The organism is Streptomyces luomodiensis, from assembly GCF_031679605.1.
In the GTDB taxonomy this organism is placed as follows: Bacteria; Actinomycetota; Actinomycetes; order Streptomycetales; family Streptomycetaceae; genus Streptomyces; species Streptomyces luomodiensis.
Window position 1 is genome coordinate 423,834 of sequence record NZ_CP117522.1, and the last position, 26,814, is coordinate 450,647.

Consider the following 26,814-nt stretch of genomic DNA (forward strand, 5'->3'; position numbering starts at 1 on the left):
CGGTCGGAGTGCGGCTGGGGGCTAGGGACGGTCGGGCAGGGAGCGTTCGGCCAGGTCGAACGAGCGGCCGGTGTCGTACCGGCGGTTGAGTTCCGCGTACAGCCGCTCCTGGGCGGGGCCCGTCGGCTGCGGTGTCCGTCGCGCTCGTGTGGTGAGGGTGCCGCCGGGCGCCGCGGCGAGCAGTTCGGGGTCGTACAGGGCGGTGATGGCCGGTGCGGTGACGAGGTCGGTGACGGTGATGCCGGTGAGCGGGGCGGTGTCGGCGGGCGCCGCCGGCCGGGCCGGTCGGCCGGCGGCCGTGAAGAGGGATGCCTGCATCTCGTTCAGCAGCAGGGGGAAGGCGGCGTGTTCTCCTTCCGTGATGTAGAAGCGCGAGCCCATGGCGATCGAGAGGCGGTCCATCGCGCCCTGGAGGACGCGTGGTACGAGGGCCCGGACCAGCTCGGCGTGGGCGCCCGGCCGCGTGGGCAGGACGTCGGTGCCCCGGGCCGCGAGGGTGGTCAGCGCGTCGCACAGCAGCAGGTCGGCGTAGGCCCCCGCGAGCACGGCGCGCAGCTGGGGGATGTCGACGGCCGCCGCGCCGTACAGGCGCCGGGTCCGCAGGTGGCGCAGTGTCATGCGCAGACCGGAGTCGAGGGTGCCGACCGCCGCCCCGGCCGTCATGGCGCCGCTCCCCCACCGGGCCGTGTGGCCGGTCCGGGTGAGCGCGGGCGATCTGCGGTATCCGGCGCGCAGGGCGTGCAGCAGCGCTTCGGGATCGTCGTCGCCGTCCGCGGCGCCGATGACGTCGATGGCGTCGATGGCGTCAAAAGCGTCAAAGGGCGTGTCGTCGAGCGGCTGCCGGGCCTCCCGTGCGGCGAGGATCGCCCGGAAGCCGTACGGGTTCGCGGGGTCGTAGGGGTCGCCGAGGCGTTCCTCGAGGGTGGCGGCGAGGGCGACGGGGCCGGAGGTGGTGTTCACTGGGCGGTCCCCTCGGGGGAGCCGGTGGGCTCCAGGCGGTCGTGGATCGACGGGAAGGGGGCGGACGGGTGGGCGAGAACCTCGTCGGCGAGGTCGTCGAGGACGGCGCGGTCGGCGTCGTCGACGGGCTCGCGGAGGTCGGTGAGGGCCTTGACGAGACACCCCAGTAGCCAGGTTTCGGAGCGGGGGTGTTCGGCGCGGGTGGCGGCGCGCAGCCACAACTGGAGCGCCGAGGCCGCCGCGAAGCACAGCTCGAACCGCTCGGCGAGCTCGAAGGCCCGGACGGGTACGGCGCGGGGTGAGAACCGGATGGCCGCCATGTCCTCGTGCAGCCGGTCGGCCGCGTCGAACAGGCGCCCCGCCAGGGTCGTGAGCGGCGCGGAGGCGTGGCCGCGACCGGCCAGGTCGCGCAGCTCGGCGACCGCCGCGGGCAGGCCGGCGACGACGGAGCAGCCGCCGCTGGAGACCAGGCCGAGCGCGCGGGGCCGGAACGGGCGCAGGGGGACGTGCGGGCTGGTGGCCTCGGCGAGGCCGTCGGCGTCCCACCGGCCCTTGGCGTAGCCACGGGCGATGCGGGGGAACTGTTCGATCAGCGCGTTGCGGTTGACCAGGCTGCTGCCGTCGAAGATGCCGATGATGCGGTGGTCGCGTTCCACCTTGGCGAGGCCGCGGTGCGGGTCGTCGGGGTCGAGCAGTCCGTAGGGGCCGAGGAGGTGCAGCAGGCGCGCGATGAGGTCGTCGACCTCGGCGGGCACATAGGCCTTCGCGACGGCGGAGACGACGCTCATCTCGCCGGTGAGCGCGTGCAGGGAGCGCGCCGCCACCAGGCCGGTCGCGTCGGCGAGCAGCAGTCCCGCGGCGGCCTCGCCCAGCTCCCGCCGCAGGTGCGGGCCGGGCGCGAGCCGTCCGCCGTCGGCCCCGGCCAGGAACGCCCCGGCCAGGAACGTGGCGGCCAGGGCGAGCGCGTGGTCTCCCGCGCCCAGGGACATCGCGGCGCAGCCGGTACGGGTCAGGTGCAGCGCCTTCACGATGATCTCGATGCCCTCGCCGGGCCGCCCGATGAGTGCGTCCTCGGGCAGCGGTGCGTCGTGGAACGCGATGCCGCTGATGTCCGCGCCCCGGATGCCGTAGGTGGGCACCTTGGGCAGGTGGCTGAAGTGCTCGGGGGCGAGGCGGGCCTTGTCGACGAGGAAGAGGCTGAAGCCGCGCGGTCCGCCGTTGTCGTCGGTGCGGGCGAGGACGGTGACCAGGTCGGCGCGGGTGGCGAGGTTGATCAGCCACTTCTCGCCGGAGAGCAGCCAGCCGCCGCCGGGGGCGGGAGTGGCGACCACCTCGCCGGCCAGCAGGTCGCTGCCGTGGTGGCGTTCGGTCAGGGCGCAGGAGACCGACGCCCCGTCGGATATCCGCCGCCCCAGCCGCCGGGCGGCCTCCGGTTCCCCCGCGATCCAGGTGGCGACGGCCCCCAGGTAGGTCTTGCCGTGCGAGACGGCCACGGTGAGGTCGGTCCGGGACACCGTCCGCAGCAGCCGCATGACGGTGCCGAAGTCGTCGAGTGTGCCGCCGTGTTCGGCCGGCACGTAGCGGCGGCGCAGTCCGAACGTGTCGAGGGCCTGGCACGCCGCGGCGGGGAAGTCCTGCGTCCGGTCGAGCGCGGCGAGCGCCTCGGGCGAGAAGGGCAGTCCGGGTCCGGTGAGCTCGTCCAGCAGCCGGGTGAGCCGCTCGACGGCCTCCGTGCCGTGGGTGGGTGTGGCGCGGGAGGCGGTGGTCATACGGAAGCCTCCCGGGCCTCGGGTAAGGGGCGGAGCAGGCTCTCCTCGTAGGCGGCGTACGTGGGCCGCAGCGCGCCGGTGCGGAACAGGTCGCGCATCGCCGACCGCTGGATCTTGCCGCTGGTGGTGCGGCGCACCCCGCCGGGGCGCAGCAGCAGGACGGCGCCGACGGGGGCGCCGAATTCCCGGGCGACGGTGAGCCGCATCTCGGCGGCGAGTTCGCGCAGCCGCTCCTCTTCCTTGATACCGCGCACCTCCTGGGTGACCACGAGCACGTCGTCGCCCTGTGGGCCCTCGCCCGGTACGGCGAAGCAGGCGCCGACGAGGTTGCCCAGCTCGGGCCACTGGGTGCGCAGTTCGTGCTCGATGTCCTGGGGGTAGAGGTTGCGGCCACGCAGGATGAGGACGTCCTTGATGCGGCCGGTGATGTGCAGTTCGCCCTCGTGGAGGACGCCGAGGTCGCCGGTGCGCAGATAGCCGGTGTCACCGTCGACGGTGGTGGCGCGGAACTCGGCCTCGTTGGTGGCCTCGCGGTTCCAGTAGCCCCGGCCGACGATCTCGCCCCGTATCCAGATCTCGCCGACGGCCCCTTCGGGCAGGACGCGCCGGGTGTCCGGTTCGACGATGCGTACCTCGGCGCCGAGCGGCGGGCCGCAGCCGACGACGGCGCGGACGGGCTCGTCGGGGGCCGCGGGCCGGAACTCGTGGCGTTCCAGGAGGCCGGCGGCGACGTGCCGGATCCGGGGCGGGGTTCCGACGGCCCCGGAGATGAAGAGGGTCGCCTCGGCCATGCCGTAGCAGGGGGTCAGGGCGTCGGGGCGCAGGCCGTGGCGGGCGAAGCGCCGCTGGAACCGTTCGAGCACGGCGGCGCGTACGGGTTCGGAGCCGTCCAGCGCGTGCCGCCAGCGGGACAGGTCGAGGCCCTCGCTGTGTGCTTCGGTGACCCGGCGGCTGCACAGGTCGTACGCGAAGTCCGGCGCCGCGGAGGCCTCGATGCCGAAGCGGTCGATCATGTGCAGCCACAGGTGGGGGCGTTTGAGGAAGGTGCTGGGACTCATCAGGACGGTCGTCGAGCCGAGCAGCAGCGGCGGGAGGATCGAGCCCATCAGCCCCATGTCGTGGAAGTGCGGGATCCATCCGCCGATGGTGGTGGTGTCGTGCAGGTCGAGGGCGGCGGCGAGGTTGGCGCTGTTGTGCAGCACATTGCCGTGGCTGATCATGACGCCCTTGGGGTCGCCCGTGGAGCCGGAGGTGTACTGGAGCACGGCCAGGGTGTCGTGGCCGGCGGGCGGCATGGTCCACTGCCGGGGGCCGGGCCCGGTGTCGTCGTCGGTGACCAGCAGGGGGATGGTGCCGAGTCCCTCCTCGGCGGTCCACGCCTCGATGTCGGGGCGGGTGGCGGTGTCGGTGAGGATCGCCGTGGCGCCCGCGTCGTCCGCGATGCGCTTGACCCGGTACCGCTCGTGCCGGTACCGGCCGGGCAGGGAGGAGGGGACCGCGACGGCGCCGGCGTACAGGCAGCCGACGAAGGCGGTGAGGAAGGCGAGCCCGGCGGGGTGGAGCAGGAGGACGCGGCCGCCCGGGGGGACATGGGCGCGGAGCCGTGCGGCGACGCTCCGGGCCTGCGCGTCGAGTTCCGCGTAGCTGAGCCGGCGCGCTCCGTCCTCGCGCAACGGGTCCGTCACGAATACGGCCGCCGTCTTTTCCGGGCGCTTTTCCGCATGCTCCCGGAGCACTGCGCCAACGCTGGGGGCGGTGATGATTCCCGCCATATCCGAGGCCTGCCCTTCGTGTCCGCGAACTGAATATCCGTGCGCCTTACCGGCACTGCCGTGCATTTCTACCGAGGGCTTCGGGACAAGGGGAAGGACGCTGACAACAAGTGGCACCGTGTACCTCACCCCCTCGGGACAAAAGCACCAAAACACCCATACAGCAGGGAGATTCCTGGGCGAGCAGGCCAGTACTGGCCAGGAATTGCCCCGTCGGGACCATTTCCGCGCGATAGAGTCGGAACGCGATCGTATGGACGACGCAGCTTTCCAGCACATCCCCCCGACGCCCAGTCATCGCGCAGCCGGTCATGGCGGCGGATCATTTCATCCTGCCTTTTTCGATGACTGCTCCAGGAATTGGGCGCGCCATTCCGCGCGCACGCGGGCGCACGACTCCCGGAGGACATCAATGACCCTTGCCACCTCGCTGCCAAAGGCCGGCGCCGCCGCTCCCGCATGGCACGGCAGCGGCCCCGGAACGCAGCTGCTGATCCTCACCCAGCGGTCGGTCAAGGCCCATCTCGCACACCGCCGGACGCTGGTGCTCGCCATGTTGCAGCCGGTTTTCATGCTGCTCCTGCTCAGCCAGGTCTTCGGCAGCATCGTCGACCTCGGACATCTGCCCGACGGCGTCTCCTACCTGGACTACCTGCTGCCCGCGCTGCTGGTGACCACGGGCATCGGACCGGCGATCGCCTCGGGCATCGGCCTGGTCCGGGACATGGACAACGGCGCGGTGGCGCGGCTGCGCACCCTGCCCATCAACGCCTCACTGCTGCTGTTCGCCCGCAGCTTCGCCGATCTGCTGCGGTCCACCGCCCAGCTGGCGATCCTGGTCGTGGTGGCCGTGGTGTTCATGGGCGCCGACCCGGCGGGCGGCGCGCTGGGGCTGATCGCCGCGCTGCTGCTGACCTGTGTGGTGGTGTGGGCGCTGACCTGGATCTTCCTGGCGCTCGCGGCCTGGCTGCGCAGCGCGGAGGCGATGCAGTCCACCGCGTATCTGGTGACGTTCCCGCTGATGTTCGCCTCCAGCGCGTTCGTCCCCGTGGACCGCATGCCGGGCTGGCTACAGGTGCTGGCGACCTGCAATCCGCTGTCGTACGCGATGGACGCCTCGCGTGCGCTCTGCCTCGACCAGCCCCTGGGTGCCCAGGTGTGGTCCTCCCTGGCCGCGAGTGCCCTGGTCGCGCTGGCCGGATCGAGCGCGGCGGTATGGGGGTTCCGGCGGCCCCTGGTCTGACCGGCGACCCCTTACCGCTCCCCCTTCCTGTCCCCCCAGATGAAACGGAGAGCCCTCATGCCCGAGCCACGACCGGATTCCCTGCGGCTGCTGGACGCCGCCCCGGAGCCCGGCACCGACGCCACGACCTGGGTCACCGAACACCGCGCGGAGATACGGGCGCTGGTCGCCCGGCACGGTGCCGTGATGGTCCGCGGGCTGCACCTGGACGATGCCGGTCACGCCGTCTCGGTGGTCCGCCGGATCATCGGCGACGGCATGGCCGAGCGCGAGGGGTTCGCTCCCCGCGACACGTACGGACCGGGACTGTACTCGTCCTCGCACTGGCCGGCCGACCAGCCCATGTGCATGCATCATGAGCTCAGCTACGCGGCCGAGGCACCCCGGCTGATGGTCTTCGCCTGCGTCACCCCGCCGTCGGCCGGCGGGGTGACGGCCGTCGCCGACGCCCGTGCCGTACTGCGCGATCTGCCCACCGGGCTGGTCGAGCGCTTCGAACGCCACGGCTGGCTGCTGACCCGCCACTACAACCCGTTCGTCGGGCTCGGGTGGGAGGACGCCTTCGGCGCCAAGGACCCCGCCGAGGTGGAGCGTTACTGCGCCGCCCAGGGCATCGAGGTGCGCTGGGACGCGGACGGCGGCCTGCGCACCCGGCAGACCCGCCCGGCCGTCCGCACCGACCCCGAGTCGGGCGAGCGGTCCTGGTTCAACCAGATCGCCTTCCTGAACGAGTGGACGATGGCGCCCGAGGTGCGCGAGTTCCTCACCTCGGAGTTCGGCCCCGACGGGCTGCCGTTCAACACCTTCTACGGCGACGGCTCGCCCCTGGACCGCGCCACCGTCGACCTCATCAACGACGTCTACGCGCAGCACACGGTGCGCGAACCCTGGCAGCGGGGCGATGTGATGGTCGTCGACAACATCCGCATGGCGCACAGCCGCGAACCCTACCGGGGCGCCCGGGAGATCATCGTCGGCCTCGGCGAACCGTTCCGCGCCTAGCCCGGGGCCGGTCCCGGTCCCGGTTTCGACGGCCACGGACGAGGGGGTGTCCCCAAGGCTTGCCCTGGGGACACCCCCTCGTTGACGTCAGCTCGCCAGTCCGGGCCGGTCCCCCGGCTCCGGCGGTGCGGCGCAGGCGCGCCGTACCAGCGCGGCGGTCTCCGCCGGCCGGGCGCGGACGAAGTAGTGGCCGCCGCCGTCGAGTTGGTGGAGGGTGATCCGGTCGGAGACGGCCTTCCAGCCGCCGTGTCCCTCGGCGAAGGCCGCCGTGGCGGCGTCGTCCCGTGCGACGACCACCTCCACCGGGGCGTCGAGGCGGTAGCCGTCCGGGTCCTCGCGCACCGCGCGCAGATGGCTGCCCGCGGTCAGTACGTCGTGCTGGTAGGCGCGGGCCACCACCTCGGCGCGCTCCGGCCCCAGCTCGTCCAGCTCCGCGTAGACCTCACCGGCCCGCAGCCGGGTCAGCAGGCCCTGCGTGTCCGCCGTGGCCGCCTGGGCCATTTCGGCGGCCAGCGTTCCGGCGTCCCCCAGTAGCAGCGCGCCGATGAAGAAGCGCTCGACGGGGCGGTCCGCCTCCGCCAGCAGCCGCGCCGTCTCCAGCGCGGCGGCCGCGCCCGTGGAGTGCCCCCAGATCGTCACGGGCGTGCTGACCTGCGCGGTGATCTCATCCCGTACCCACCGGGCGAGGGTGGGCACATCCTGCATCGGCTCGCCGTCGCCCGCGAAGTCGTGGCCGGGCGGCTCCACCCCGAGGACCGCGACGCCGTCCCGCTGGAGCTCCGCGGCCAGGGGCCGGAAGTTGAGGGCGTTGCCGCCCGCGAAGGGGAAGCAGACCAGGGTGTGGTGCGGGTCCGGCACGGAGGACAGCGGTTGCAGCAGACGGGTGTGCACCGGGCGCGCGAAGGCGCCGCGGCCACGGGGTTCGAGCGCCGCGGCGCAGTCGGCGAGCACCGGGTTGGCGGCCAGGTCCTTCAACGACAGCGCCCGGTCCAGCCGAACCAGGAGCCGGACCGCGGCCAGCGAGGTGCCGCCGAGTTCGAAGAAGTCGTCGGCCCGGCCGATGCGCTCCGGCGGTATGCCGAGGACGTCGGCCCACAGCGCGGCCAGCCGCTGTTCGGCAGGGGTGCTCGGGGGGACGTGGCCGGCGCGTCCGGCCCCCTCACCGGCCGGCCGGGCCAGCGCCTTCTTGTCGACCTTCCCGTTCTCGGTGAGCGGCAGCCGGTCCACCCGGTGGATGTGGGTGGGCACCATGTAGTCGGGCACGACGGTGGCGAGGAACGCGCGGACGCCCTCCGCGGACACCTCGTCGGCGCCGCTGAAGAAGGCGACCAGGACGCGCTCCTCGCCGACGTCGCCCTCGGTCACCACCGCCGCCTCGCGGACACCGGGCATCGACAGCAGCCTGTTCTCGATCTCGCCGATCTCGATGCGGAAGCCACGGATCTTGACCTGTGCGTCGCGGCGGCCCAGGAACTCCAGGCGGTCCTCGGGCAGCCAGCGGCCGAAATCGCCGGTCCGGTACATCCGGTTGCCGGGCCGGAACGGGTCCGGTACGAACGCCTCCCTGGTGCGCTCCTCGTCGTTGATGTAGCCGCGGCCCACGCACACCCCGGCGAACGCGATCTCGCCGGGCGTGCCCAGCGGCGCCAGCGCGAGGTTCTCGTCGAGCACATAGGTGTGGACGTTGCGCAGTGCGCGGCCGACGGTCACGAAGTCGCGTTCGGGCACACCGCGCAGCACCTCGTGCATCGGGTCGTCGGACGTCTCGGTGGCACCGTAGGCGTTGACCAGCTGGATGTCCGGGTAGGCGGCGAACCAGCGCTGCACCGACTCGTAGCCGAGCGCCTCGCCCGTCACCGACACCGAGCGCAGGGCGTCGAGCGGGCGGGGGTGCTGTTCCAGATGGGTGAGCAGCACCTCCAGATACGACGGGACGATCTGCAGCACGGTCACCCGGCCCTGGACGATCTCCTCCACGAAGGCGCCGACGTCGAGCTGGGTGGCGGTGTCCACGATGCGTACGGTGCCGCCGAGCAGCAGCGGCGCGGCGAACTGCCACAGGGAGATGTCGAAGCACTGCGAGGCGATCTGGGCGACGACGTCCCCGGCACCGGCCGTCATCCCGGTGTCCTCGATCTTCGCGTACAGGTGGTTGAGGAAGCCGGCGTGCTCGCACAGGGCTCCCTTGGGGCTTCCGGTGGAGCCCGAGGTGAAGTAGATGTAGGCCGCCTGTCCGGGCGTCACCGGCACACCGGGCGGCTCCGTCAGGCCGCCCCGCGACTGGATCCGCCGCACGGACAGCGTGGTGAGCGGGGCGGCCAGCCGGGCGGAGGCCGCGCGCACCAGCTTCTCGCTGCCCGGCTCGGTCAGCGCGACGGCGCAGGCGCTGCGCTCCAGCTGGGTGACCACGCGCTCGACCGGGAAGTCCGGCCGGACGGGCAGGTAGACGCCGCCCGCCAGGAAGACGCCGAGGGCGGCCGCGATCCAGTCCGGGGAGCGGTCCATCACGACGGCGACCACGTCCTCGCGTGCCACCCCGGCCGTCAACAGCGTGTGCGCGATCCGGTTGGCGCGGTGCTCCAGCTCCCGGTACGTCCACCGGACGGAACCGTGCTCGACCGCGATGGCGTCGGGGCAGTCGCGCGCCCGCTGCTGGAACAGGTCCACGAAGGTGGCCTCGGGCAGTTCGACGCGCGGCCCCGCGAGCCCGTGCAGCTGTTTCTCGGTCTCCTCGGGCGACAGCAGGCTCTTCCGCTCGTGGCTCCCGTGCGGATCGGCCACCAGCAGCCGCAGCGCGGCGAGGTGGTACCCGGCGAGGCGGCGCGCGTAGGTGCCGTCGACCGCCGCGCGGTCGTGCAGCACCCGCAGCGCCAGGCCCTGTGCGTCGCGCGTCCAGGCCACGCGCAGCACGGCGCCGTCGTCCGGGGCGGCGGACGGGTCGTGGCCCGGGGCCGGGGTGGGCTCGTCCCCGGCCAGCCCGGACAGGTCCAGTACGGCCTCGGGCCGGATGCCCTCGGCGGGGCGCACCTCCTCCAGGGCCTTCGCCGCGTGCGCCGCCAGCTCCGCCCAGGTGGAGTCGGTGACGGACAGGCTGAGCGGTCCCGCGGGGCCCGGCCCGTCCTGGGGCACACAGCCGATGAGCAGACTGCGCTCGGCGGCGACGGTCGCCAGGACCCGGGCGTGGCCGGCGAGCAGCAGGGCGGGCAGGGTGGTGTTCAGTCGTGTGGCCGTAACTGCCAACGCGTCCGCGAGCTCCGCGTCCAGCCGTACGCCGTGCACCGCGGTGCCCGTCTCCGCCTGGGACGGTGGGGTCCACCGGGGGACCCGGGTGAACGCCAGGGTCTTCGGGTCGTCGCTCATCGGCCCGCGACTCCTTCCTCCGGCTTCGCCGGCTTCTCCAGCTCGATCCTGATCAGCCGTGCGGCGGCCGCCGCGCGTGCTCCGGCCTGCTCCCCGTCCGCCCCGGTGGCGACCACGCATCCCAGGCGGTCCTGGAAGGAGTGCGTCACGCGGACCGTCCGCCCGGGGGCGGTGCCGACCGCGACGGCCACGACACCGGGCGCCGCCTGTGCGGCCTCGACGCCCTCGACGGCCGTGACCCGCCCCTCGCGCTCGTTGTGCAGGAAGCGGACCGCGGCGTGGCCCCGGCCCGCCACCGCGGGCGTCCGGCTCTGGCCCGCCGCACGGGCGATCACGGCGTCGATCAGGTCGATGCCGAGCGCGGCCCGTACCGCGACGGGGATCATGCCGCCCGCCAGCCGCGGGTTGACCTCGATGACGACGGGGCCGTCCGGGGACATCCGCAGTTCGGTGTGGGCGGATCCCCAGCCGAGGCCCAGCGCGGCGAGCGCCCGCAGGGCGGTGTCGCCGAGGGCGGCGGCGGTCGTCCCGGGCACGGGTGCGGGCACCTGGTGCCCGGTCTCCACGAAGAACGGCCGGGGGCCGATCCGTTTGGCGACGACGGTGACGACGGCGTCGTCGAAGGTCTCGACCGAGAACTCCGGCCCCTCGACGGCCGACTGGACGAGGATCCGGGCCGGCACCGGGTTGCCGCGTTCGTCGGTGGCCCTGCCCAGCAGTTCGCCCGCCCACGACCGGGTCTCCGCCGGGGTCCGGCACAGCCGGACACCCACCGAGCCCGAACCGAGGACCGGTTTGAGCACGACCGGGTGGCCGATCCGGTCGGCGGCGCGCACCGCGTCGGCCACCTCGGTGACGGCCTGCGAGGCGGGCACCGGAACGCCGGCCGCCGCGAGCGCGAGGACCTGCGCCGCCTTGTCCCGGCACCGGGCGATGGCGTCCCCGTCCGCCGCGGGGAGGCCGAGCTTGGCGGCGGCGCGGGCGGCGGTGGACACGAAGTACTCGGAGCTGGAGGCGACTCCGGCGAGCCCGCCGTCCTGGGTGAGCTCTGCGCAGCACTCCACCACGGCGGCCGTGTCACCGGTGTCGAGCACCCTGGTGTCGATGCCGTCCCGCTCGACGTACACATAGCGGCCCGGGTCCCGGGTCAGCAGCACCGGCCGCAGGCCCCGGGCCCGCGCCGCCACGCAGAACTCCCGCCCCGTACCGGTGGTGTTGCTCTCCACGAACGCGAGCCACCGCCCGGTCGCGGTCTCGTTCCCGTTCACGTTTGTCCTTCCCTTCCGTCCGCGGGTCCCCGGCCCGGCAGGAGGGCGTCGACCGCCGCGCCCAGTGTCCGCGCCGCGTCCCGCGTCCGGCCCCGGTGCTCGGCGAGCCGCCGTCCGTGGGCGGAGAGCCGCTCCCGCAGCAGGCGCACGGTGGCGTCGCACTCACCGGGGCCGCCGCCGCGGTCGTGGGCGTCGACGACCTCGCCCAGGGAGGGCAGTTCGGTGACCACCCCGGCGGGGGCCCCGTCCGGCAGGGCGATTTTGGTGAGTTCGGTGGCCCCGCTCTCGATCGCCTCCCGCACGGCGGCGCCCACGATGTGGTGCGCGGTGCGGAACGGAACCCCTTGGGCGACCAGCCGGTTGGCGATCACGGTGGCGGTCACGAAGCTCTCCCGTGCGCGCCGCGCCATCCGCTCCGCGGCCGGCCGGGCGCCGCTGACGAGCACCTGGGCGAGGAGGACGGAGTCCCGTACGGCGGCCAGCGCGGGCCAGGCCGGGGCCACGGCCTCGGTGCCGACCTCGATGGAGTTGGTGAACGGCGCCGACTTCATGGCGGAGGCGGAGGCGGTCCAGGCGCCGATGGCGGCGCCCGCCTTGGCCTTGACGTGTTCCAGCAGGAACGCGTTGCGCTTCTGGGGCATCGCGGAGCTGCCGCCGACCAGCCGTTCCGGGAACTCCACGAGCCCGAACTCCTGGGTGCTCCACAGCTGGAGGTCGGTGGCGAGCCGGCTGAGCGTCACCCCGGCTGAGGCGGCCGCGGCGAGGGCGCGCAGCAGCGTGTCCCGTGCGGCCACCGCGTCGGTGGCGTGCAGCGGCGGACCGGAGAACCCCAACAGGGAGGCGGTGCGCGCGGGTTCGATGGGCAGGTCCGTGCCGGACACCGCCCCGGCGCCCAGCGGGCACCGGTCCAGTTCGTCCAGCGTCTGGCGCAGGGCGGTGATGTCGCGGTCGAGCGCGGTGGCGATGCCGGCCAGGTAGTAGCCGTAGCTGACCGGCATGGCGGGCTGGAAGTGGGTGTAGACGGGCATCACCACGGCGCGGTGGGCGCGGGCCCGGGAGAGCAGGACCGCCTGGAGCCGGAGCACCTCGCCGAGGAGGTCGGTCAGTTCGGCGCGCAGTCGCATCGCGGTGACGGTCGCCTTGATGTCGTTGCGGGAGCGTCCGGTGTGCAGTTTGCCGCCCACGTCCGCGCCGAGTTCGGCCACCAGGTGGCCCTCGTACATCAGGTACAGGCCGCGCGGGGCGGGCAGCCCGTCCAGTGCGCGGAAGCGCTCCGCCCGCAGTCGGGTGATGCGTTCCAGGAGCACGGTGGCCGTGTCGGCGGGCAGCAGCCCGCATTCGGTGAGCATGACCACGTGTGCCAGGTCGATGGTGCTGATGGGCTCCAGTTCCTCGCGGAGGGACTGGGGGCTCGGTTCGCCGTAGACGACACGGCGGGTGCGCGGGCCGAGGGTGCGGGTGAGCCGTCCGGTGGAGGTCACGACATGGCCCGCTCGGCGAGGGGGTGGGTCACCCTGGGCACCACGCCGGGGACCTCCTCGTAGGAGCGGCGGCCCCAGGCCAGCCGGGTCCAGGTGTCGCCGGCCTCCGCCGGGGAGGAGACGGTCACCGGCTCGGTGGGACGTTCGGCGAGCAGGAAGCCGTTCTCGGCGAGCCACGCGTCGTCGTAGACGGTGGCCTGGTAGCGGTATCCCTCGTCGGGCAGCATCACCACGCACAGTCCGTCCGGGTTCCGGTCCGCCCACCACTGGGCGACCAGGTGGGCGGCACCGCTGGTGGGGCCCTGGAAGAGGGCGGATTCGGCGTGCAGGGCCCGGGTCTGGGCGTAGGCCTCGGCCGCGGAACACCAGTGGATCTCGTCGAAGAGGGTGTGGTCGAGGTTGGCGGGCCACAGGCTGTTGCCCAGACCGCGCAGCGAGCGGGGCCCGTCGGGCTGGCCGAACAACACGCTGCGGTGGCTGTCGACGCCGATGACCTGGGTGTGCGGGCTGTGTTCGCGCAGGCCACCCGCGGTGCCGCACATCGATCCCGCGGTGCCGACGGTGCCGACCAGGCAGTCGACGGTGCCGAAGGTGCGCAGCAGCTGTTCGGCCACCACGTGGTAGGAGCGGGCGTTGTCGGGGTTGTTGTACTGCTCGGGGCAGAAGGTGGACGGCAGCGAGGCGCGGATCTCCGCGAGCCTGACCAGCCGGGCTCCCTGGTATCCGCCGACCGGCGCGGGCTCCAGGCACATCTCCACCCGCGCGCCGAGATCGGTCAGTCTGCGGTGGAGGTTGGCGTCGATCGCGGGGTCGCTCACCAGGATCAGGTCGCGCTCCATCAGCGCCGCCTGCATGGCGAGGGCGAGCCCGAAGGTGCCCGAGGTGGTTTCGACGATCACGGTGTCGTCGGTCAGCTCGCCGCGCTGCAGCGCGCGACGCAGGATGTACTGGGCGGGCACCAGTTTCATCAGGGTGAAGACCGCGCCGTACAGATTCGGGCCGAGCCGGATGAGGCGTGGCAGCATCTGCGCCTCGGTGATGGAGCGGTACGTCAGGGTGGACAGCGTCATGGAGACTCCTCTGGATCCGGAGGCGGGGCTAAGGGGCCGGGGACGGGGCTTCAGGAGAGGACCGGCAGGTCGGGGAGTCCCTCGGCAAGGGCCACGTAGACGTCGTCGAGGGTCGGCTCGGACAGCGAGATCCCGGTGATCGCCACTCCCCCCTCGTCCAGGGCCCGTACGACGGCGGCGAGGGCGGCGGACTCCCGGACCGGGACCCGGACCGTGCCCGCGGGCTCGCCGGGCTGCGGCTCCAGGCCCGCCGCGCGCAGCGCGGCCAGTGCGGCCGGTACGGCCGTCGGTGTGGCGAGGGTGGCGCGGACCGAGCTGACGCCGAGCTGTTCCTTGAGCTGTGCCACCGAGCCGTCGGCGATGGTCTTGCCGCGGCCCAGCACGATCACGCGGTCCGCGAGCTGTTCGGCCTCTTCGAGGTACTGAGTGGTCAGCAGGACGGTGGTGCCGCCGGCCACCGCCGACCGGACCGAGTCCCACAGCCCGCTGCGGCTGATCGGGTCGAGCCCGGTGGTGGGCTCGTCGAGGAACAGCACCTGGGGGCGGCCGACGAAGCTGCTGGCCAGGTCGAGGCGGCGGCGCATGCCTCCCGAGTACGTCGCGGCCGCCCGGTCGGCCGCGCCGGTCAGGGCGAAGACTTCCAGCAGCTCCTGCGCCCTCGCCCTGGCCTCGGTACGCCTCGCGCCGAGCAGCCGGGCCACCAGGATGAGGTTGTCGCGGCCGGAGAGGGTTTCGTCCACCGCGGCGTACTGCCCCGTCAGGCCGATGCGCCGACGTACCTCACGGGCCTCGCGCACCACGTCGTACCCCGCCACCCGCGCGGTGCCCCGGCTGGGCGGCAGCGCGGTGGCGAGGATGCTCACCAGCGTGCTCTTGCCCGCTCCGTTGTGGCCCAGCAGACACAGCACCTCACCTTCCCCGATCCGGAAACTGACACCGTCCAGAGCCCGCGTGCTGCCAAAGGACCGGCCTAATTCCATCACTTCGATCATCACGCTGTTCACCAGACGTCATTCCTCGCAGGGAGCGGACCGGGCAATGCCGTGAGAGACTGGGAAATTCCTACATTCGCGGCTCTGCCTCGGCAAGGTGCCCTACAACAAGTTGCCAGGCGCCACGGGGGCAGGTGAGGGAAGCAACTCGGCCTGACAGCTTGTTACCGCGAACGAATGATTACGCGGGCCGCTGGTCCCCCTCGTCGGTCAGCTCCGCATAGAACAGCAGACCGAGCTCCACCGCTCGGGCGCCCGCTTGAAATCGCGAATTTGCGCCGAGTTCACGAGTAATCTCGGCCACATTTCTCCGGTACGTGCGAACCGACATACCGATTTCCCGCGCGGCGGCTTCGTCCGTGCGTCCCGAACTGAGGGCCTGGAGTATCCGCCGGGCCATGGCACTGCGGGTCCGGCTGCTGAGGCGGCGGTGGTCCGCGAGCGCCGCACTGCCGCCCCAGGAGACCATGAACAGGGTGCGCAGGTTGCGCAGCACGGCCGGCGCCCGCACCACCACCGCTTCGCGCGAACGCTTACCGGAGCCGGACCACACCACGCTCACCGAACCGTCGGCCAGCACCATGTCGTGCAGCGGCGCTTCGACGAGCCGGACGTCGACTCCGGACGCGTACTTGTCCAGGGCCTTCAGCAGATAGCGCTCCTCCACCAGCCCCACCCGCCCCAGCAGCCGGACGTCCACCCCCCGGGCCACGGCCCTGCCCAGCAGCGCGACCAGCCGGGCGGTCCCCTGATCACTGCCACCGGTGAGCACGACATCGAGGGTCCGCTCGGCCGACTCGACGACTTGCTCGGCGGCGTCCACGCCCTCCTCCGGCTCCATCGAGGTGAGGAGCCGTTCTTCGTGGCGATGGCGGTCGACAGCCGTCTTGACCAGCCTGCCCGCCTCCAGCAGCATGCGTTCTATCTCTCCGCTGGAGAACCTGCCGCCCGGTCTTAACGGCGTGATATCGGGGTCTGGTTCGGGGTCCTGCCCGGCAAAACTGCCGGCGATGATGAACGCGTCATTGCAAGAATTTGGCACAGCTCCCCCTGAAAGAGCATGGCACTGACACCCTAATCGGACATACCCACCAAAAAGCGAGGGTCGCGACTCACGCATACGCCACGGAGGTCAAGGCAGCCCGGAGAGAATGGAGAGCGCACTATCGACCGCTGCCCCCGTGGTCGATACGCGGGTCATGCTCTCCATGCCCACCGCACGGGCTAAGCGGAAACGATACGACCTTGACCATCCATGGCGTTGGACTATACCCACCCGCCGCACACTCGCGAAATGGTCGATCCCCTAAAGACAATGGGGGAAACCTCATTGCCGCAATGTGGATTCACGCATCCGGACCATGCGGGAACCCGCACCACCTGCCACCGCACCAGGGACTCAGGGGGATACGGCGCCCGGCCGGCGGGTTCCGGCGACTCCTCGCGAAGAGTCGCCGGAACCCATTATTCCGACTCAGGACAACTGGCCGTCGTAGTCAGGCAGTTTGAACGTCCGTTCGGCGTGTCCGCCCACAAGATCGCTCGTATTATTCCCTATGTTGGCGATGATGGTGTAGCCGAGGGACTCGATCTCCGCCCGCTTCGCCGTCTTGAACTCGGCGGCGTCACCGAAGATGTCACCCAGCGGCCGCTGGTACAGACCGGTGATGGGGTAGTCGACGTACTTGAGGTTGCCCCGGGTCACGTCATCGAGGACATCCGGGCGCGCGGTGATGAAGAAGACGCCCACGCCGTGCTCGTTGGCGTACTTCGCGAGGTCCAGGACCGGCTGGACGGCGGGGGTCGGCGGGAAGAGCTGGAAGTAGGTCTCCAGCGAGGTGTTGTCGATGTCGAGGACGATCGCCTGCTTCTGGCCACCGCCGTTCTGGATGCGCTGTTCGAGGTAGGGCCGGGCCTCCCCGTCGATCACCTTGGTGACATCGGCCTTCCACGTCTCGTAGTCGACGGCGGCAGCGGCGCTGGGCACCGTGACAGCGGACGAGGCGCGCGCCCGGTCCCCGTCAAGGGCCTGCGCGTCGACCGTCCCCGCCAGCCCCAGAAGGGCCGCCGTGGCGACGACGATCCCCACGCGCGCCTTGCGTAACGCCACGCTCATGGTTGGTTCCTCCATTCCGTCAGGACGTGACCGGTGGTCACGATTCGGCTCGAAGCTAAGGCCGCTACCGGCGGTTTTGCGAGTCCGTGGCCGCAACCGGAGCGAGCCACCCGGACTGCACGCGGGCACCGCGAGCGCAACCCCGCGCTTCTTGCCAGTCCGGCCGATATCGTGGCCAGTACTTGCCACCGGACGGCGGAAGACAACCGCGGCGCCGTCGGTTCGCGGTGTCGTCGGTTCGAGTCCGGGCCACCCCCCTTCGCAGCAGCACGAAGTGCTGTAAGGAGCACCAGGAATGACGCACGCACACGCAGCCAAGTTCGACTGGGACGTAACCAGATCCCGCGCACGGCGAACGAAACGCTGGTCGGTGTACGGCGATGACGTACTCGACCTGACCGTCGCCGAGATGGACCTGCCGATCGCGGACCCCATCATGGCCGTCCTGAAGGAGGCGGTCGAGCGGCAGTCCTTCGGGTACCCCGTCCCCCGCGCGCGGTCCCCCCTGCCCGAGATCGCCGCGCGGTGGTTGACCGAGCACCACGGGCTGGCCACCGAACCCGCCGCGGTCCACCTGCTGCCCGAGCTGATGAGCGGCATCACCAACGCCGTGCGCCTGTTCACCCGGCCCGGCTCCGCGGTGGTCGTACCGACACCGACGTACCGCAGCTTCTTCGGCGCGATCGAGCTCGCCGGCCGCGAGGCCGTCCAAGCGCCCCTGGTCCGCGCCGAGGACGGCTACCGGCTCGACTACGACCGGATCGACGCCGCCCTCGCGGCGGGTGCCGGGAGCGTCCTGCTCTGCCACCCGGCCAATCCCGTGGGCCGGATCTACCGTCCGGAGGAGCTACGGCAGCTCGCGGGCCTCGTCACCCGCCACGGCGCCCGGGTGATCAGCGACGAGATCCACGCGCCGCTGCGCTACCAGGAGGACTTCACCCCCTACGCGTCGGTCGGCGACGAGGCCCGCGAGCACGCCGTGACCCTGTTCAGCGCCACCAAGGCGTGGAACATCCCCGGTTTGCGCTGCGGGTTCATCGCCCTCCCCAACGCGGCCGACCAAGCGCTGTGGGCGGCCCTTCCGGCGGCGGCGACCGGGGGTATCAGCCCCCTCGGGATGGTCGCCTCCGCGGCCGCTTTCCAGCACGGGAAGCCCTGGCTCGACCAGGCGGTGGGCTACCTCGCGGCCAACCGTGCGCTGCTGGGACGGCTCCTCGCCGATGCCGGGCTCCCGGATGTCTACACCCCGCCCGAGGCAACCTACCTCGCCTGGCTCGACCTGCGGGGACTGGGGCTGCCCGACCCGTCGGTCCGGCTGCTCGAACACGGCGGCGTGGCCACCACCGCCGGACCCGATCACGGGCAGGCCGGCACCGGCTTCGTCCGGCTCAACTTCGCCACCCAGCCGGACGTCCTCGAAGAGGCCGCCACACGCATCACCAAGGCGGTGGCGGGCCTGCCGCGCGCCTGACCCGCTACCGCACCGCCTGGGCCCGGCACAACGTGCCGCACCGAGGCTCGGTCCTCGCCGAGGATCAGCCTCGCAGGCCGTAGAAGTGGATCGGTGAGTTCGGCCTGAAGCCGATGCGCGGGTACACGGGGGCCCCGGCGGCGGTCGCGTGCAAGGTGGCGCGGGTCAGTCCGGTGGCCCGGAAGCCCTCGTACAGTGCCTTGCGCGTGACCGCCTCACCGTAGCCCCTGCGCTGCCACTGTGGGTCCGTGGCGACCAGCAGGACGAAGAGGCGGCCCTCTGCTTCGACGGTGGCGGCGCACGCCACCGGAGTGTCGCCCCGCATGCCGAGGCAGGCGTACACCTCGTTCTTCCAGAGTGTGGATCCGACGAGTCCGTCGCGGCCCTCCGCCAAGGGGAACCCGTAGCCACGCGAGTTGAGGTCGGCGTAGGCGCGCACCTGCTCGTCGGTTCTCACGCGCACGAACCTCAGATCGGGGTGGACCGGTTCGGGGACCGGGAGCACGTCACCGGCCATGCCCGTACCGGAGAAGGCGTGCTGAAGGCCCGCCCGCTCGGCCGCGGTCCGCAAGGTGGAGCGAGCCTCGTCGTCGAGAAGGTCTTCGAAGAGCCACAGAAAGCCCGGGTGCTTCTTCGAGCGCATGATGTCCGCTGCCCGGCCCAGACGCTGCCCGAGGAGCTCCGCGTCCGCGCCCACATCGGTCAAGGTGACGCAGTTCCAGAAAGCGAACCGGCAGTCGGCCCAGCGGACGGCGATACCCGGAAGGTCACGCACATCCGCACCTGGATCGCGGTCGAGCACCATGGCACGCCAGACCACGGCGAGTTGCTCCATCGACTCGACGGACTCCGCGAGATCGGTCATCGTCACCCCACAGCTCGTTGAGGAACCCACCCCGTGCTCACGCAGTATCCCGCTTGGGGCGGCCGTACGGTCAGGCGTCCGCCGAGTACCACGAGCCGTCCTCATCGGGCGTTTTGGGAGCGGGGGTGAACTCGACCGGCAAGGCGGTCAGCCCCCGCATCCAGGGTGAGGGCCGCCAGACGAGGTCCTGCTCGGGCACGGCGAGGTCGACGTCGGGGAGCCGGTCCAGGAGGGCCTCGACACCGGCCCTCGCGATGGTCTCGGCGCTCTCGCGGCCGGTCATGGGGCAGCCGTGCACACCGTGGCCGAAGGAGAGGAAGGCGTTGTTCCCCTGGGTGGAGGCGGCCGGGTCGGGGCGTATCTGGGGGTCGGTGTGGGCGGCGGCGAAGCTGAGGACGAGCAGATCGCCGGCGCGGACCTGCTGCCCGCCGAGGACCGTGTCATGGGTGGGCCAGCGGCCCGCGATGTTCTGGGACGGGGTGTCCTCCCACAGCGCCTCGTTCATCGCCCATCCGACGCTGTGGCGGCCGCCGGAGAGCAACAGGGCGAACCGCTCATCGGTGAGCATCAGCCGGAGCGTGTTGCCGATCCACTCGGCCGTCGGCTGGTGGCCCGCCGAGAACATCACCATGAGGTCCTGGACGATCTCCTCCTCGGAACCCGTCGGGGAACAGGCGATGAGCCGGGAGGTGGCGTCCACTCCGGGGTGTTCCCGCTTGGCCGCCACCAGTTCCCGGCAGGCGGTGTAGAACGCCGCCTGGGACCGAACGGCGGTCTCGCCCCCGTCCATCATGTCGTTGATGACGTGCGTGACCTCCTGGGCCTCGCGGTCGGAGAAGCCGAAGAAGTACGCGAGGACCAGCGCCGGAAGAAGCCTGGCGTACTCGGCGATCAGATCGCCGGAGCCCCGCTCGCAGAAGCCGTCGATCAGCGCGTCGGCGACGCGCTCGGACCGGTCGTGCAGGGCGAAGGGATCGATGCCGAACAGCGCTTCGTTGACGGCGTCGGCACGCTTGCGGTGGACCTCACCGACGGTGAAGAGGATGGATTCCTGCTTCTCGCCGATCAGGGGCCGCAGCGGCCAGTCCTCGGGGATATGGCTCCACAGGCTCCACAGCGAGGAATCGCGGCTGAACAGCGCGGCGTCTCCGGTCACCTGGAGCAGCTCGCGATAGCCGAGCACCAGCCACGCCGGCACACCGCCGTGGAGCAGCACGGGGGCCACCGACCCGTGTCGCTGCCGTAGCTCCTGGTAGACCTGGGCGGGTTCGGTCTGGAATCGCGGGCCGCCGAGCTCCACGGCGTCCACATGGCTGTCCGGGAGGCTCAGGAGGGGAAGCGGCTCGGGCTGGGTCATCGTTCAGGTCCTCGGCATGCACAGGAGACGGCGGCCAGTGCCGGCATTCGATCATCCGACTGGGTGGCTCAATATAAGCGCAGTCGGCGGCCGGTGGCACCGCATGGGTCAGCACCGGCTCCCGGCACCGTCCACAAGGCCGTGATCCGGCCGCGGTTCGGGCCGCCGACCCGCGCTACGCCTCCTTCCGCGTACGGCCGCTCGGGGAACTCGGCGTCGCGGGCGTCGCCACTTCGGTGAGCCGATGGGCACGGTGGTCCCGGCGTGCGGCGGCGCGCGGGTGCCGCGGCTGTGGGAGCCGGAGCCGTTCGCGGAGGGTGGCGGCGGTGTACTCCGTCTGGAAGAGCCCGCGTGCCTGCAGAATCGGGACCACCAAGCGGGTGAAGTTCTCGAAGTCGACCGCGGTGTCGGCCGGCATGATGGTGAAGCCGTCGGCCGTGCCCCCGCGGAACCAGCTCTCGAGGTCGTCGGCGACCTGTGTGGCGGAGCCGACCAGGAGCCGATGGCCCGCACCGCCGGCTGAGCGGTGGACGAGTTCCCGCGGTGTCCGGGGCCGCTCGGCGATCAGGGCGCGCGTCGACGCGTTGAAGCCGGCGGAGAACGCCCCCTCCGCGGGAGCCTCCGGTAGGGCATCGGTGGTGATGACGTCGTCGGGGCCGAACCGGCCCGCGGGCAGGCCGAGACTGGTGACGACGGCCGCGACGAGTTTCTCCAGGGGGAGCGTTTCGTACAGCTCCCGCTCCCGTCGCCGGGCCTCTTCCTCGGTCTCGGACACGAGGACGACCACACCGAGTGAGACCTTGACGTCGTCCGGGTGACGCCCGGCCGCCGTGGCGCGCCGGCGGATGTCGTCGCGGAAGGCCACCGCCTTCGGCTGGGTCTGCGCCACGGTGAAGACGACATCGGCGAAGTCACCGGCGAGTCTCAGTCCGCCTTCCGACCCTCCGGCCTGGACGATCACGGGTCGGCCCTGGGGCCCGGCGGGTACGGGCAACGGTCCGCGCACCGAGAAGAACTCGCCGTGGTGGTCGATGGTTCGGATCCGCTTCGGGTCGGCGTATGTGCCGCTCGTCCTGTCGGCGACGACCGCCCCCGGCTCCCAGGCGTCCCACAACCGGGTGACCACGTCGAGGAACTCATGGGCCCGGCGGTATCGCGTCGGTTTGTCCGGGTGGTCGTCCAGACCGAAGTTCGCCGCGGCGGCGGGGGTTCCGGTGGTCACGATGTTGACCGCGGCGCGTCCCTTGCTCACATGGTCCAGTGCGTTGAAGCGGCGTGCCAGGTTGTAGGGCGAGTTGTACGCCGTCGAGCTGGTGATGACGAATCCGCGGTGCTCCGTGCTCCCGGACAGGTGGGCGAGCAGGATCAGCGGGTCGAGTCCGGTGTCCGGTGCGTGCTCGATACCGGCTCCCAGAGCGGGGCCGTCTCCGAGGAAGACAGCGTCGATCTTGGCGTCCTCGGCGGCTTGCGCGAGTCGCCTGAAGTGGCCGATGTCCAAGTGGGCGAGCGGATCGACGTGCGGCAGTCGCCAGGCCTGCCGGAAGTGCCAGGGAGTCAGTAGCGAGAGGTTGAGGTGAAAGCCGGTCACGGCAGTGGTGCTCCCCTCCGGGGGATCGGCGGTTGGGACACGGTGGCTCACGGCTTCTGAAGGATTCGGCGCTCGCCCCGGCCGGCCCGAGCCACCGGCAGGAAGGCGAGCCGGAAGGGGCGGCCGTCCGCCACCCCGGCTCCGACCGCCCCGGTTCGCTCAGACACGGAGGCCGGTCCCGTGGACGCCGTGCTGGTCGATGAGTGCGAGTTCCTCATCGGTCAGCGGCGGGAAGTCCAGCGCTTGGGTGTTGTGGTCCAGCTGCCAGGTCGAACTCGCGCCGATGAGCGCGCTGGTCACCTGCGGCTGCCGCAGCACCCATTGCAGTGCGAGCTGCGCCAGCGACTGTCCGCGCTGCCGGGCGATCTCATTGAGCGCGGTCGCTCGTTCGCGGTAGGTGTCGTCGATGTCGTCGGCCGACAGGAAGGCGCTGTTCTGGGCTCGGGCGTCCGGCGGGATCGTGCCGTCGAGGTACTTGTTGGTCAGCAGTCCCTGGGCGAGCGGGCTGTAGACGACGAGGCCGAAGCCGTCTTCCGCGGCGAGCTTGAGAAGTCCGTTGGTCTCCGGGCGGCGATCGAAGATCGAGTACCTGGGCTGGTGGACCAGCAGCGGTACCCCTGCTCGGCGGAGCAGCTCGGCCGCTTCATGGGCGCGCTCCGGGGTGTAGTTGGAGATTGCGGCGTACAGCGCCTTCCCGGACCGGACCGCGGTGACCAGCGCGCCGACCGTCTCCTCCAGCGGGGTGGTGAGGTCGGGGCTGTGGCTGTAGAAGATGTCGACGTAGTCGGTGCCGAGGTCACGCAGGCTGTGGTCGAGCGAGGTCAGCAGCGACTTGCGCGAGCCCCCCTTGTGGTAGGGGCTCGGGCCGATCGGGTTGCCGGCCTTGGTCGACAGGATCAGCTCATCCCGGTGGGGCGCGAGGTCCTTCCGCAGCACCGTGCCGAAGAACTTCTCGGCGGAGCGGTGCGGCGGGCCGTAGCGATTGGCGTTGTCGAAGTGGGTGATCCCGAGGTCGAAGGCGTGCAGCACGATCTCGCGCTGGGTCGCGTAGGGGTGATCGGTCCCGAACTTCTGCCAGAGGCCGAAAGAGAAAGCGGGCAGGTCCAGGCCCGAGTGCCCGGTACGGCGGTACTCCTGCTTGGTGTAGCGATCGTCCGCCGCGTGGTAGGGGGTCTCGAAGGGGTTGAAGGCCGGCATTTCGCGAACGTCGGGGGAGGTGGCGGCGGTTGCGGGCCGGGCGTGGCCGTCAGAAGAGCCCGGTGGTCGGTGGTTCCTCACCGGCGAGGTGGTGGGCGCCGACCACGGCGGCCTTCCAGTCCCGGGGGTTGTGGTTGGCGACGGTCCGGGCGTTGCGCCAGCGCCGGTCGAAGGCGTACTCCCGGTTGGTCGCGGAGCCTCCGCCCACGTCGAAGAGCAGCTCCGCGGCCTTGAGGGCCGACTCGATGGCGATGTACTGCGCCTGGGCGACGGCGACGGCCGCGGTGGCGCCGGCCGTACGTACCTCGGTGTCCGGGGTGTGCCGGACCCGCTCCAGTGTCTCGGCCGCGAGGACGACGGAAGCACGGGCGGCGTGCGCGCGAGCCGCTATCCGGCCGACGACATGCCGGACGTACGGGTCGTCGGCGCATGACCGCCCTTCCCGACCTCGCTCCCACCGATACCGCGCCGCCCGCGGAGCTGCTGCGCCGCACCCTGCGCCGTCACCCCTCCGGGGTGACCGTGGTGACCGTGCCCGGCCCCGCGGGATTCACGGCCACCTCCTTCACCTCCGTCTCCCTCGAACCCGCCCTGGTCTCCTTCTATCTGTCAGCCGTCGCCTCGACCGCACCCGCCGTCCGCTCCGCGGAGGTGTTCGCCGTCCATCTCCTCGGGGCCGACCAGCAGCAGCTGGCCCGCGACTTCGCACGCAGCGGTGTCGACCGCTTCGCCGGCGTCGGCTGGACCCCGGCAGCGGGCGGTGTGCCCATCCTCACCGATGTGCCCGCCTGGCTGTCCGCCCAGCCCGTCCTGCGCCAGCGGATAGGTGACCACCTGCTGGTCGTCGGCCGTGTGCTCGATGCCGGAGGCCCGGCCACCGGCGCGCCCCTCGTCCACCACGACGGAGGTTTCGGAACCTTCCACGGCAGCTCGTCCGGCTGACGGCCGGCGGCGCCCGCGACACGACGGCCAGTTCCCTGTGTGTACGCGCTTCAGCGTGCCGAACCGGGGTTGGGCGGTGGCCGTATTCGTATGGCGTTGCCCAAGGGATGGTTGTGATACGGCAAAATTCTCTTTACTGTGCCGCCACAGCACTGGACAGCACAGACCGGGCGCCTCTTCCGACGAGGGGCACCCGGCCTGTCTGGTGCGGAACATGCCGCGCGGCCACGGCTTTCGCAGGCAGACGGCCGCGACGGTGGAAAGCCCACACAACCAGTTCCCCGGAGGGTACCGTGAGCCACCCCAATCGGCTACGTCAGGCCATCAGCGCAGGCGGCACCACGCCCCTGATCGGCGTGTTCGACATGTTCTCCGCGTCCGTCGCGGCCCGGCACTACGACGGGATGTTCATTTCCGGATTCGGCTTCGCCGCGTCCCACTACGGCTTACCCGATATCGGCTTCATCGCCTGGCCGGACATCATCGCCTTCGTCCAGCGCCTGCGTCTGGCCTTCCCGCGGCAGCACCTGCTCGTGGACATCGACGACGGCTACGTCGATCCGGAGACCGCCTGCCATGTCGTGCGGAGCCTGGAGGCGATCGGCGCTTCCGGCGTCATCCTGGAGGACCAGAAGCGCCCGCGGCGCTGCGGACACGTGGACGGCAAGCAGGTGTTGCCGTTGGAGGAGTATCTGGAGAAGCTCGACATGGTTCTGTCCTCGCGCCGGGATCTCGTCGTGGTCGCCCGCACCGACGCGACCGAGGAGGACGAGATCCTGCGTCGTGCCAAGGCGTTGGCCGCGACCGACGCCGACGTCGTGCTCGTGGACGGGGTGCGCAGCGTCGACTGGATCCACAAGGTACGGCGTGTCATCGGTGACAAGCCCCTGCTGTTCAACCAGATCGCCGGCGGCAAGTCGCCCCGGCTGTCGTTGAGCGAGTTGTCGGCGCTGGGCGTCGATGTCGCCATCTACAGCACTCCCTGCCTGTTCGCGGCGCAGACCGCCATCGACCGGGCGCTGACCGAGCTGCGGGAGGCCGACGGCCGCCTCCCGCAGACCGGTCCGGACACCGTCGGTGTCGCCGAGTGCCTGGCACTGCTGGAGAAGAACATCAGCCGCCACCACGAGCACGTCCCGGCCTGACATCCGGGGCCGACGGGGGATCGCGGCCGCCCGCGACACGGGCCGCAGGCGGTCCCCCGGCCTTCCCGCGCCCGGTTCGCCCGGTACCGGCCGGGCGCGGGTTCCACGCCATCGGACAAGGCAGGAGCGCATGTCCCGGATCCTCACCCGCGCCGCGCGCGGTCTGGCGCGCCGCGTCGACTGGTACATCGTCGCGCTGTTCGGCGCCATCGGCGTCGCCACCCTCGCCCCGGCCGAGCGACAGGCGGCGGAGGTCGTCTCCTGGCTGACCCAGGTGGCGATCGGACTGCTGTTCTTCCTCTACGGAGCCAGGCTCTCCCCGTCGGCCGCGCTCGAGGGCGTTCGGCACTGGCGGTTGCACCTGCCCGTGCTGGCGCTGACGTTCGCCGCCTTCCCGCTGGTCGGGCTGGCCATCGCGCTGCTGCCGGACCGGATGCTCGGTGCCGAGCTCACCGCCGGTGTGCTCTTCCTGGCCGTGCTGCCGTCCACCGTGCAGTCCTCCATCGCCTTCACCTCCATGGCACGTGGCAACGTGGCCGCGGCCCTGTGCTCGGCGTCGTTCTCCACGGTGCTGGGTGTCGTCCTCACCCCGGTGCTGGCGGTCCTGCTGATCCGGCGCACCGAGGGCGGTGGCATCCCGATCGGGTTCGGCCAACTCGGCGACATCGCCGTGCAGTTGCTGCTGCCGTTTCTCGCGGGGCAAGTGGTGCGGCGCTGGATTTCCGACTGGCTCGGCCGGTACCGCGGTGTGATCGGCGTCTGTGACCGCGGTTCGATTCTGCTGGTGGTCTACTCGGCGTTCAGCCGGGGCATGACCACCGGCATCTGGCAGCGGGTGTCGCCGGCCCGGCTGGTGCTGCTCGGCGCGTTGTGCGTGCTGCTGCTGTGTGTCGCGCTGCTCCTGGCCGACCGTTCCGCGCGGATGCTGCGCCTGCCTCGCGAGGACCGGGTGACCGCGGTGTTCTGCGGCGCCACCAAGAGCCTGGCCAGCGGGCTGCCGATGGCCTCCGTGCTGTTTCCGGCGAGCCGGGTCGCCATGACCGTGCTGCCCTTGATGCTGTACCACACCCTCCAGCTCGTGGTCTGTGCCTGGCTGGCCCGCCGCTGGCCGACCACTTTGCACAGCGCGACGACGAAGCCGCCTCCCCGCACTCCCGCCCCGGCCACCGGCCGCCGCTCCGACTCCCCGGCCGGCTGACTCCCGGGCTCGCTCTCC

At 71.8% G+C, this 26,814-nt stretch carries 21 protein-coding genes; 6 read left to right on the top strand and 15 right to left on the bottom strand.

Annotation, left to right across the window (positions count from 1 at the left end; all coding sequences use genetic code 11):
- Positions 1–21: 21 nt before the first annotated feature.
- Genes PS467_RS01835 through PS467_RS01845 form a run of 3 tightly spaced genes read right to left on the bottom strand, consistent with a single transcriptional unit; the run spans position 22 to position 4,501 of the window.
- On the bottom strand, positions 22–960 hold the full coding sequence (locus PS467_RS01835; protein WP_311033642.1) for a hypothetical protein: 939 nt from the start codon (positions 958–960) through the stop codon (positions 22–24).
- The gene (locus PS467_RS01840) at positions 957–2,729 is read right to left on the bottom strand and encodes an acyl-CoA dehydrogenase family protein (protein WP_311033643.1); all 1,773 of its coding nucleotides are present in this window, start codon (positions 2,727–2,729) and stop codon (positions 957–959) included. Before PS467_RS01840 ends, PS467_RS01835 begins: the two co-directional genes overlap by 4 nt.
- Positions 2,726–4,501, bottom strand: coding sequence for a fatty acyl-AMP ligase (locus PS467_RS01845; RefSeq protein WP_311033644.1), 1,776 nt, complete (start codon positions 4,499–4,501; stop codon positions 2,726–2,728). The genes PS467_RS01840 and PS467_RS01845 overlap by 4 nt, the downstream gene beginning before the upstream one ends.
- A gap of 412 nt (positions 4,502–4,913) precedes the next feature.
- On the opposite strand from PS467_RS01845, the gene PS467_RS01850 reads away from it, so the two are divergent.
- Positions 4,914–5,744 carry an ABC transporter permease gene (locus PS467_RS01850; RefSeq protein WP_311033645.1) on the top strand — a complete coding sequence of 277 codons (831 nt, stop codon included), beginning with the start codon at positions 4,914–4,916 and terminating at the stop codon, positions 5,742–5,744.
- 57 nt (positions 5,745–5,801) lie between these two features.
- Positions 5,802–6,746: a TauD/TfdA family dioxygenase gene (locus PS467_RS01855; RefSeq protein ID WP_311033646.1), complete on the top strand. Its 945-nt coding sequence runs from the start codon at positions 5,802–5,804 to the stop codon at positions 6,744–6,746.
- A gap of 87 nt (positions 6,747–6,833) precedes the next feature.
- Here the strand turns inward: PS467_RS01855 and PS467_RS01860 are convergent, their stop codons facing one another.
- The 7 genes from PS467_RS01860 to PS467_RS01890 all read right to left on the bottom strand — a co-directional run bounded on the left by PS467_RS01860 (position 6,834) and on the right by PS467_RS01890 (position 17,033).
- Positions 6,834–10,106 (bottom strand): non-ribosomal peptide synthetase family protein, encoded by a 3,273-nt coding sequence (locus tag PS467_RS01860; RefSeq protein WP_311033647.1) that lies wholly within the window; start codon positions 10,104–10,106, stop codon positions 6,834–6,836.
- Positions 10,103–11,374, bottom strand: coding sequence for an ATP-grasp domain-containing protein (locus PS467_RS01865; protein WP_311033648.1), 1,272 nt, complete (start codon positions 11,372–11,374; stop codon positions 10,103–10,105). Before PS467_RS01865 ends, PS467_RS01860 begins: the two co-directional genes overlap by 4 nt.
- The gene (gene argH, locus PS467_RS01870; RefSeq protein ID WP_311033649.1) at positions 11,371–12,855 is read right to left on the bottom strand and encodes an argininosuccinate lyase; all 1,485 of its coding nucleotides are present in this window, start codon (positions 12,853–12,855) and stop codon (positions 11,371–11,373) included. Before argH ends, PS467_RS01865 begins: the two co-directional genes overlap by 4 nt.
- Entirely contained in the window at positions 12,852–13,925 is a 1,074-nt protein-coding gene (locus PS467_RS01875) for a pyridoxal-phosphate dependent enzyme (protein ID WP_311033650.1), read from the bottom strand. Before PS467_RS01875 ends, argH begins: the two co-directional genes overlap by 4 nt.
- Before the next feature lie 50 nt (positions 13,926–13,975).
- Positions 13,976–14,917 carry an ATP-binding cassette domain-containing protein gene (locus PS467_RS01880; RefSeq protein WP_311039740.1) on the bottom strand — a complete coding sequence of 314 codons (942 nt, stop codon included), beginning with the start codon at positions 14,915–14,917 and terminating at the stop codon, positions 13,976–13,978.
- Between the two features lie 181 nt (positions 14,918–15,098).
- Positions 15,099–15,833: a TrmB family transcriptional regulator sugar-binding domain-containing protein gene (locus PS467_RS01885; RefSeq protein ID WP_311033651.1), complete on the bottom strand. Its 735-nt coding sequence runs from the start codon at positions 15,831–15,833 to the stop codon at positions 15,099–15,101.
- Positions 15,834–16,391: 558 nt separating this feature from the next.
- A complete protein-coding gene (locus PS467_RS01890) occupies positions 16,392–17,033 on the bottom strand; it encodes an HAD family acid phosphatase (RefSeq protein WP_311033652.1) in 642 nt (213 codons plus the stop codon).
- 295 nt (positions 17,034–17,328) lie between these two features.
- On the opposite strand from PS467_RS01890, the gene PS467_RS01895 reads away from it, so the two are divergent.
- Positions 17,329–18,504, top strand: a complete 1,176-nt coding sequence (locus PS467_RS01895; protein ID WP_311033653.1) for a MalY/PatB family protein — start codon at positions 17,329–17,331, stop codon at positions 18,502–18,504.
- Between the two features lie 64 nt (positions 18,505–18,568).
- Here PS467_RS01895 and PS467_RS01900 read toward each other — a convergent pair whose 3' ends face one another.
- The 5 genes from PS467_RS01900 to PS467_RS01920 form a co-directional block, all read right to left on the bottom strand.
- Complete coding sequence (locus tag PS467_RS01900; RefSeq protein ID WP_311033654.1) at positions 18,569–19,369, bottom strand: GNAT family N-acetyltransferase; 801 nt, start codon at positions 19,367–19,369, stop codon at positions 18,569–18,571.
- A gap of 70 nt (positions 19,370–19,439) precedes the next feature.
- A complete protein-coding gene (locus PS467_RS01905; RefSeq protein WP_311033655.1) occupies positions 19,440–20,726 on the bottom strand; it encodes a cytochrome P450 in 1,287 nt (428 codons plus the stop codon).
- 175 nt (positions 20,727–20,901) lie between these two features.
- Complete coding sequence (locus tag PS467_RS01910) at positions 20,902–22,314, bottom strand: NtaA/DmoA family FMN-dependent monooxygenase (RefSeq protein WP_311033656.1); 1,413 nt, start codon at positions 22,312–22,314, stop codon at positions 20,902–20,904.
- A gap of 159 nt (positions 22,315–22,473) precedes the next feature.
- Positions 22,474–23,511 (bottom strand): aldo/keto reductase, encoded by a 1,038-nt coding sequence (locus PS467_RS01915; protein WP_311033657.1) that lies wholly within the window; start codon positions 23,509–23,511, stop codon positions 22,474–22,476.
- A gap of 49 nt (positions 23,512–23,560) precedes the next feature.
- Positions 23,561–24,061 carry an acyl-CoA dehydrogenase family protein gene (locus PS467_RS01920; protein ID WP_311039741.1) on the bottom strand — a complete coding sequence of 167 codons (501 nt, stop codon included), beginning with the start codon at positions 24,059–24,061 and terminating at the stop codon, positions 23,561–23,563.
- On the opposite strand from PS467_RS01920, the gene PS467_RS01925 reads away from it, so the two are divergent.
- The 3 genes from PS467_RS01925 (at position 24,007) to PS467_RS01935 (ending at position 26,796) form a co-directional block, all read left to right on the top strand.
- Positions 24,007–24,453, top strand: coding sequence for a flavin reductase family protein (locus PS467_RS01925; protein ID WP_311039742.1), 447 nt, complete (start codon positions 24,007–24,009; stop codon positions 24,451–24,453). The genes PS467_RS01920 and PS467_RS01925 overlap by 55 nt on opposite strands.
- 293 nt (positions 24,454–24,746) lie before the next feature.
- Entirely contained in the window at positions 24,747–25,598 is an 852-nt protein-coding gene (locus tag PS467_RS01930) for an isocitrate lyase/PEP mutase family protein (RefSeq protein ID WP_311033658.1), read from the top strand.
- A 130-nt stretch (positions 25,599–25,728) separates the two neighbouring features.
- The gene (locus tag PS467_RS01935) at positions 25,729–26,796 is read left to right on the top strand and encodes a bile acid:sodium symporter family protein (RefSeq protein WP_311033659.1); all 1,068 of its coding nucleotides are present in this window, start codon (positions 25,729–25,731) and stop codon (positions 26,794–26,796) included.
- The last annotated feature ends 18 nt before the right edge of the window (positions 26,797–26,814 follow it).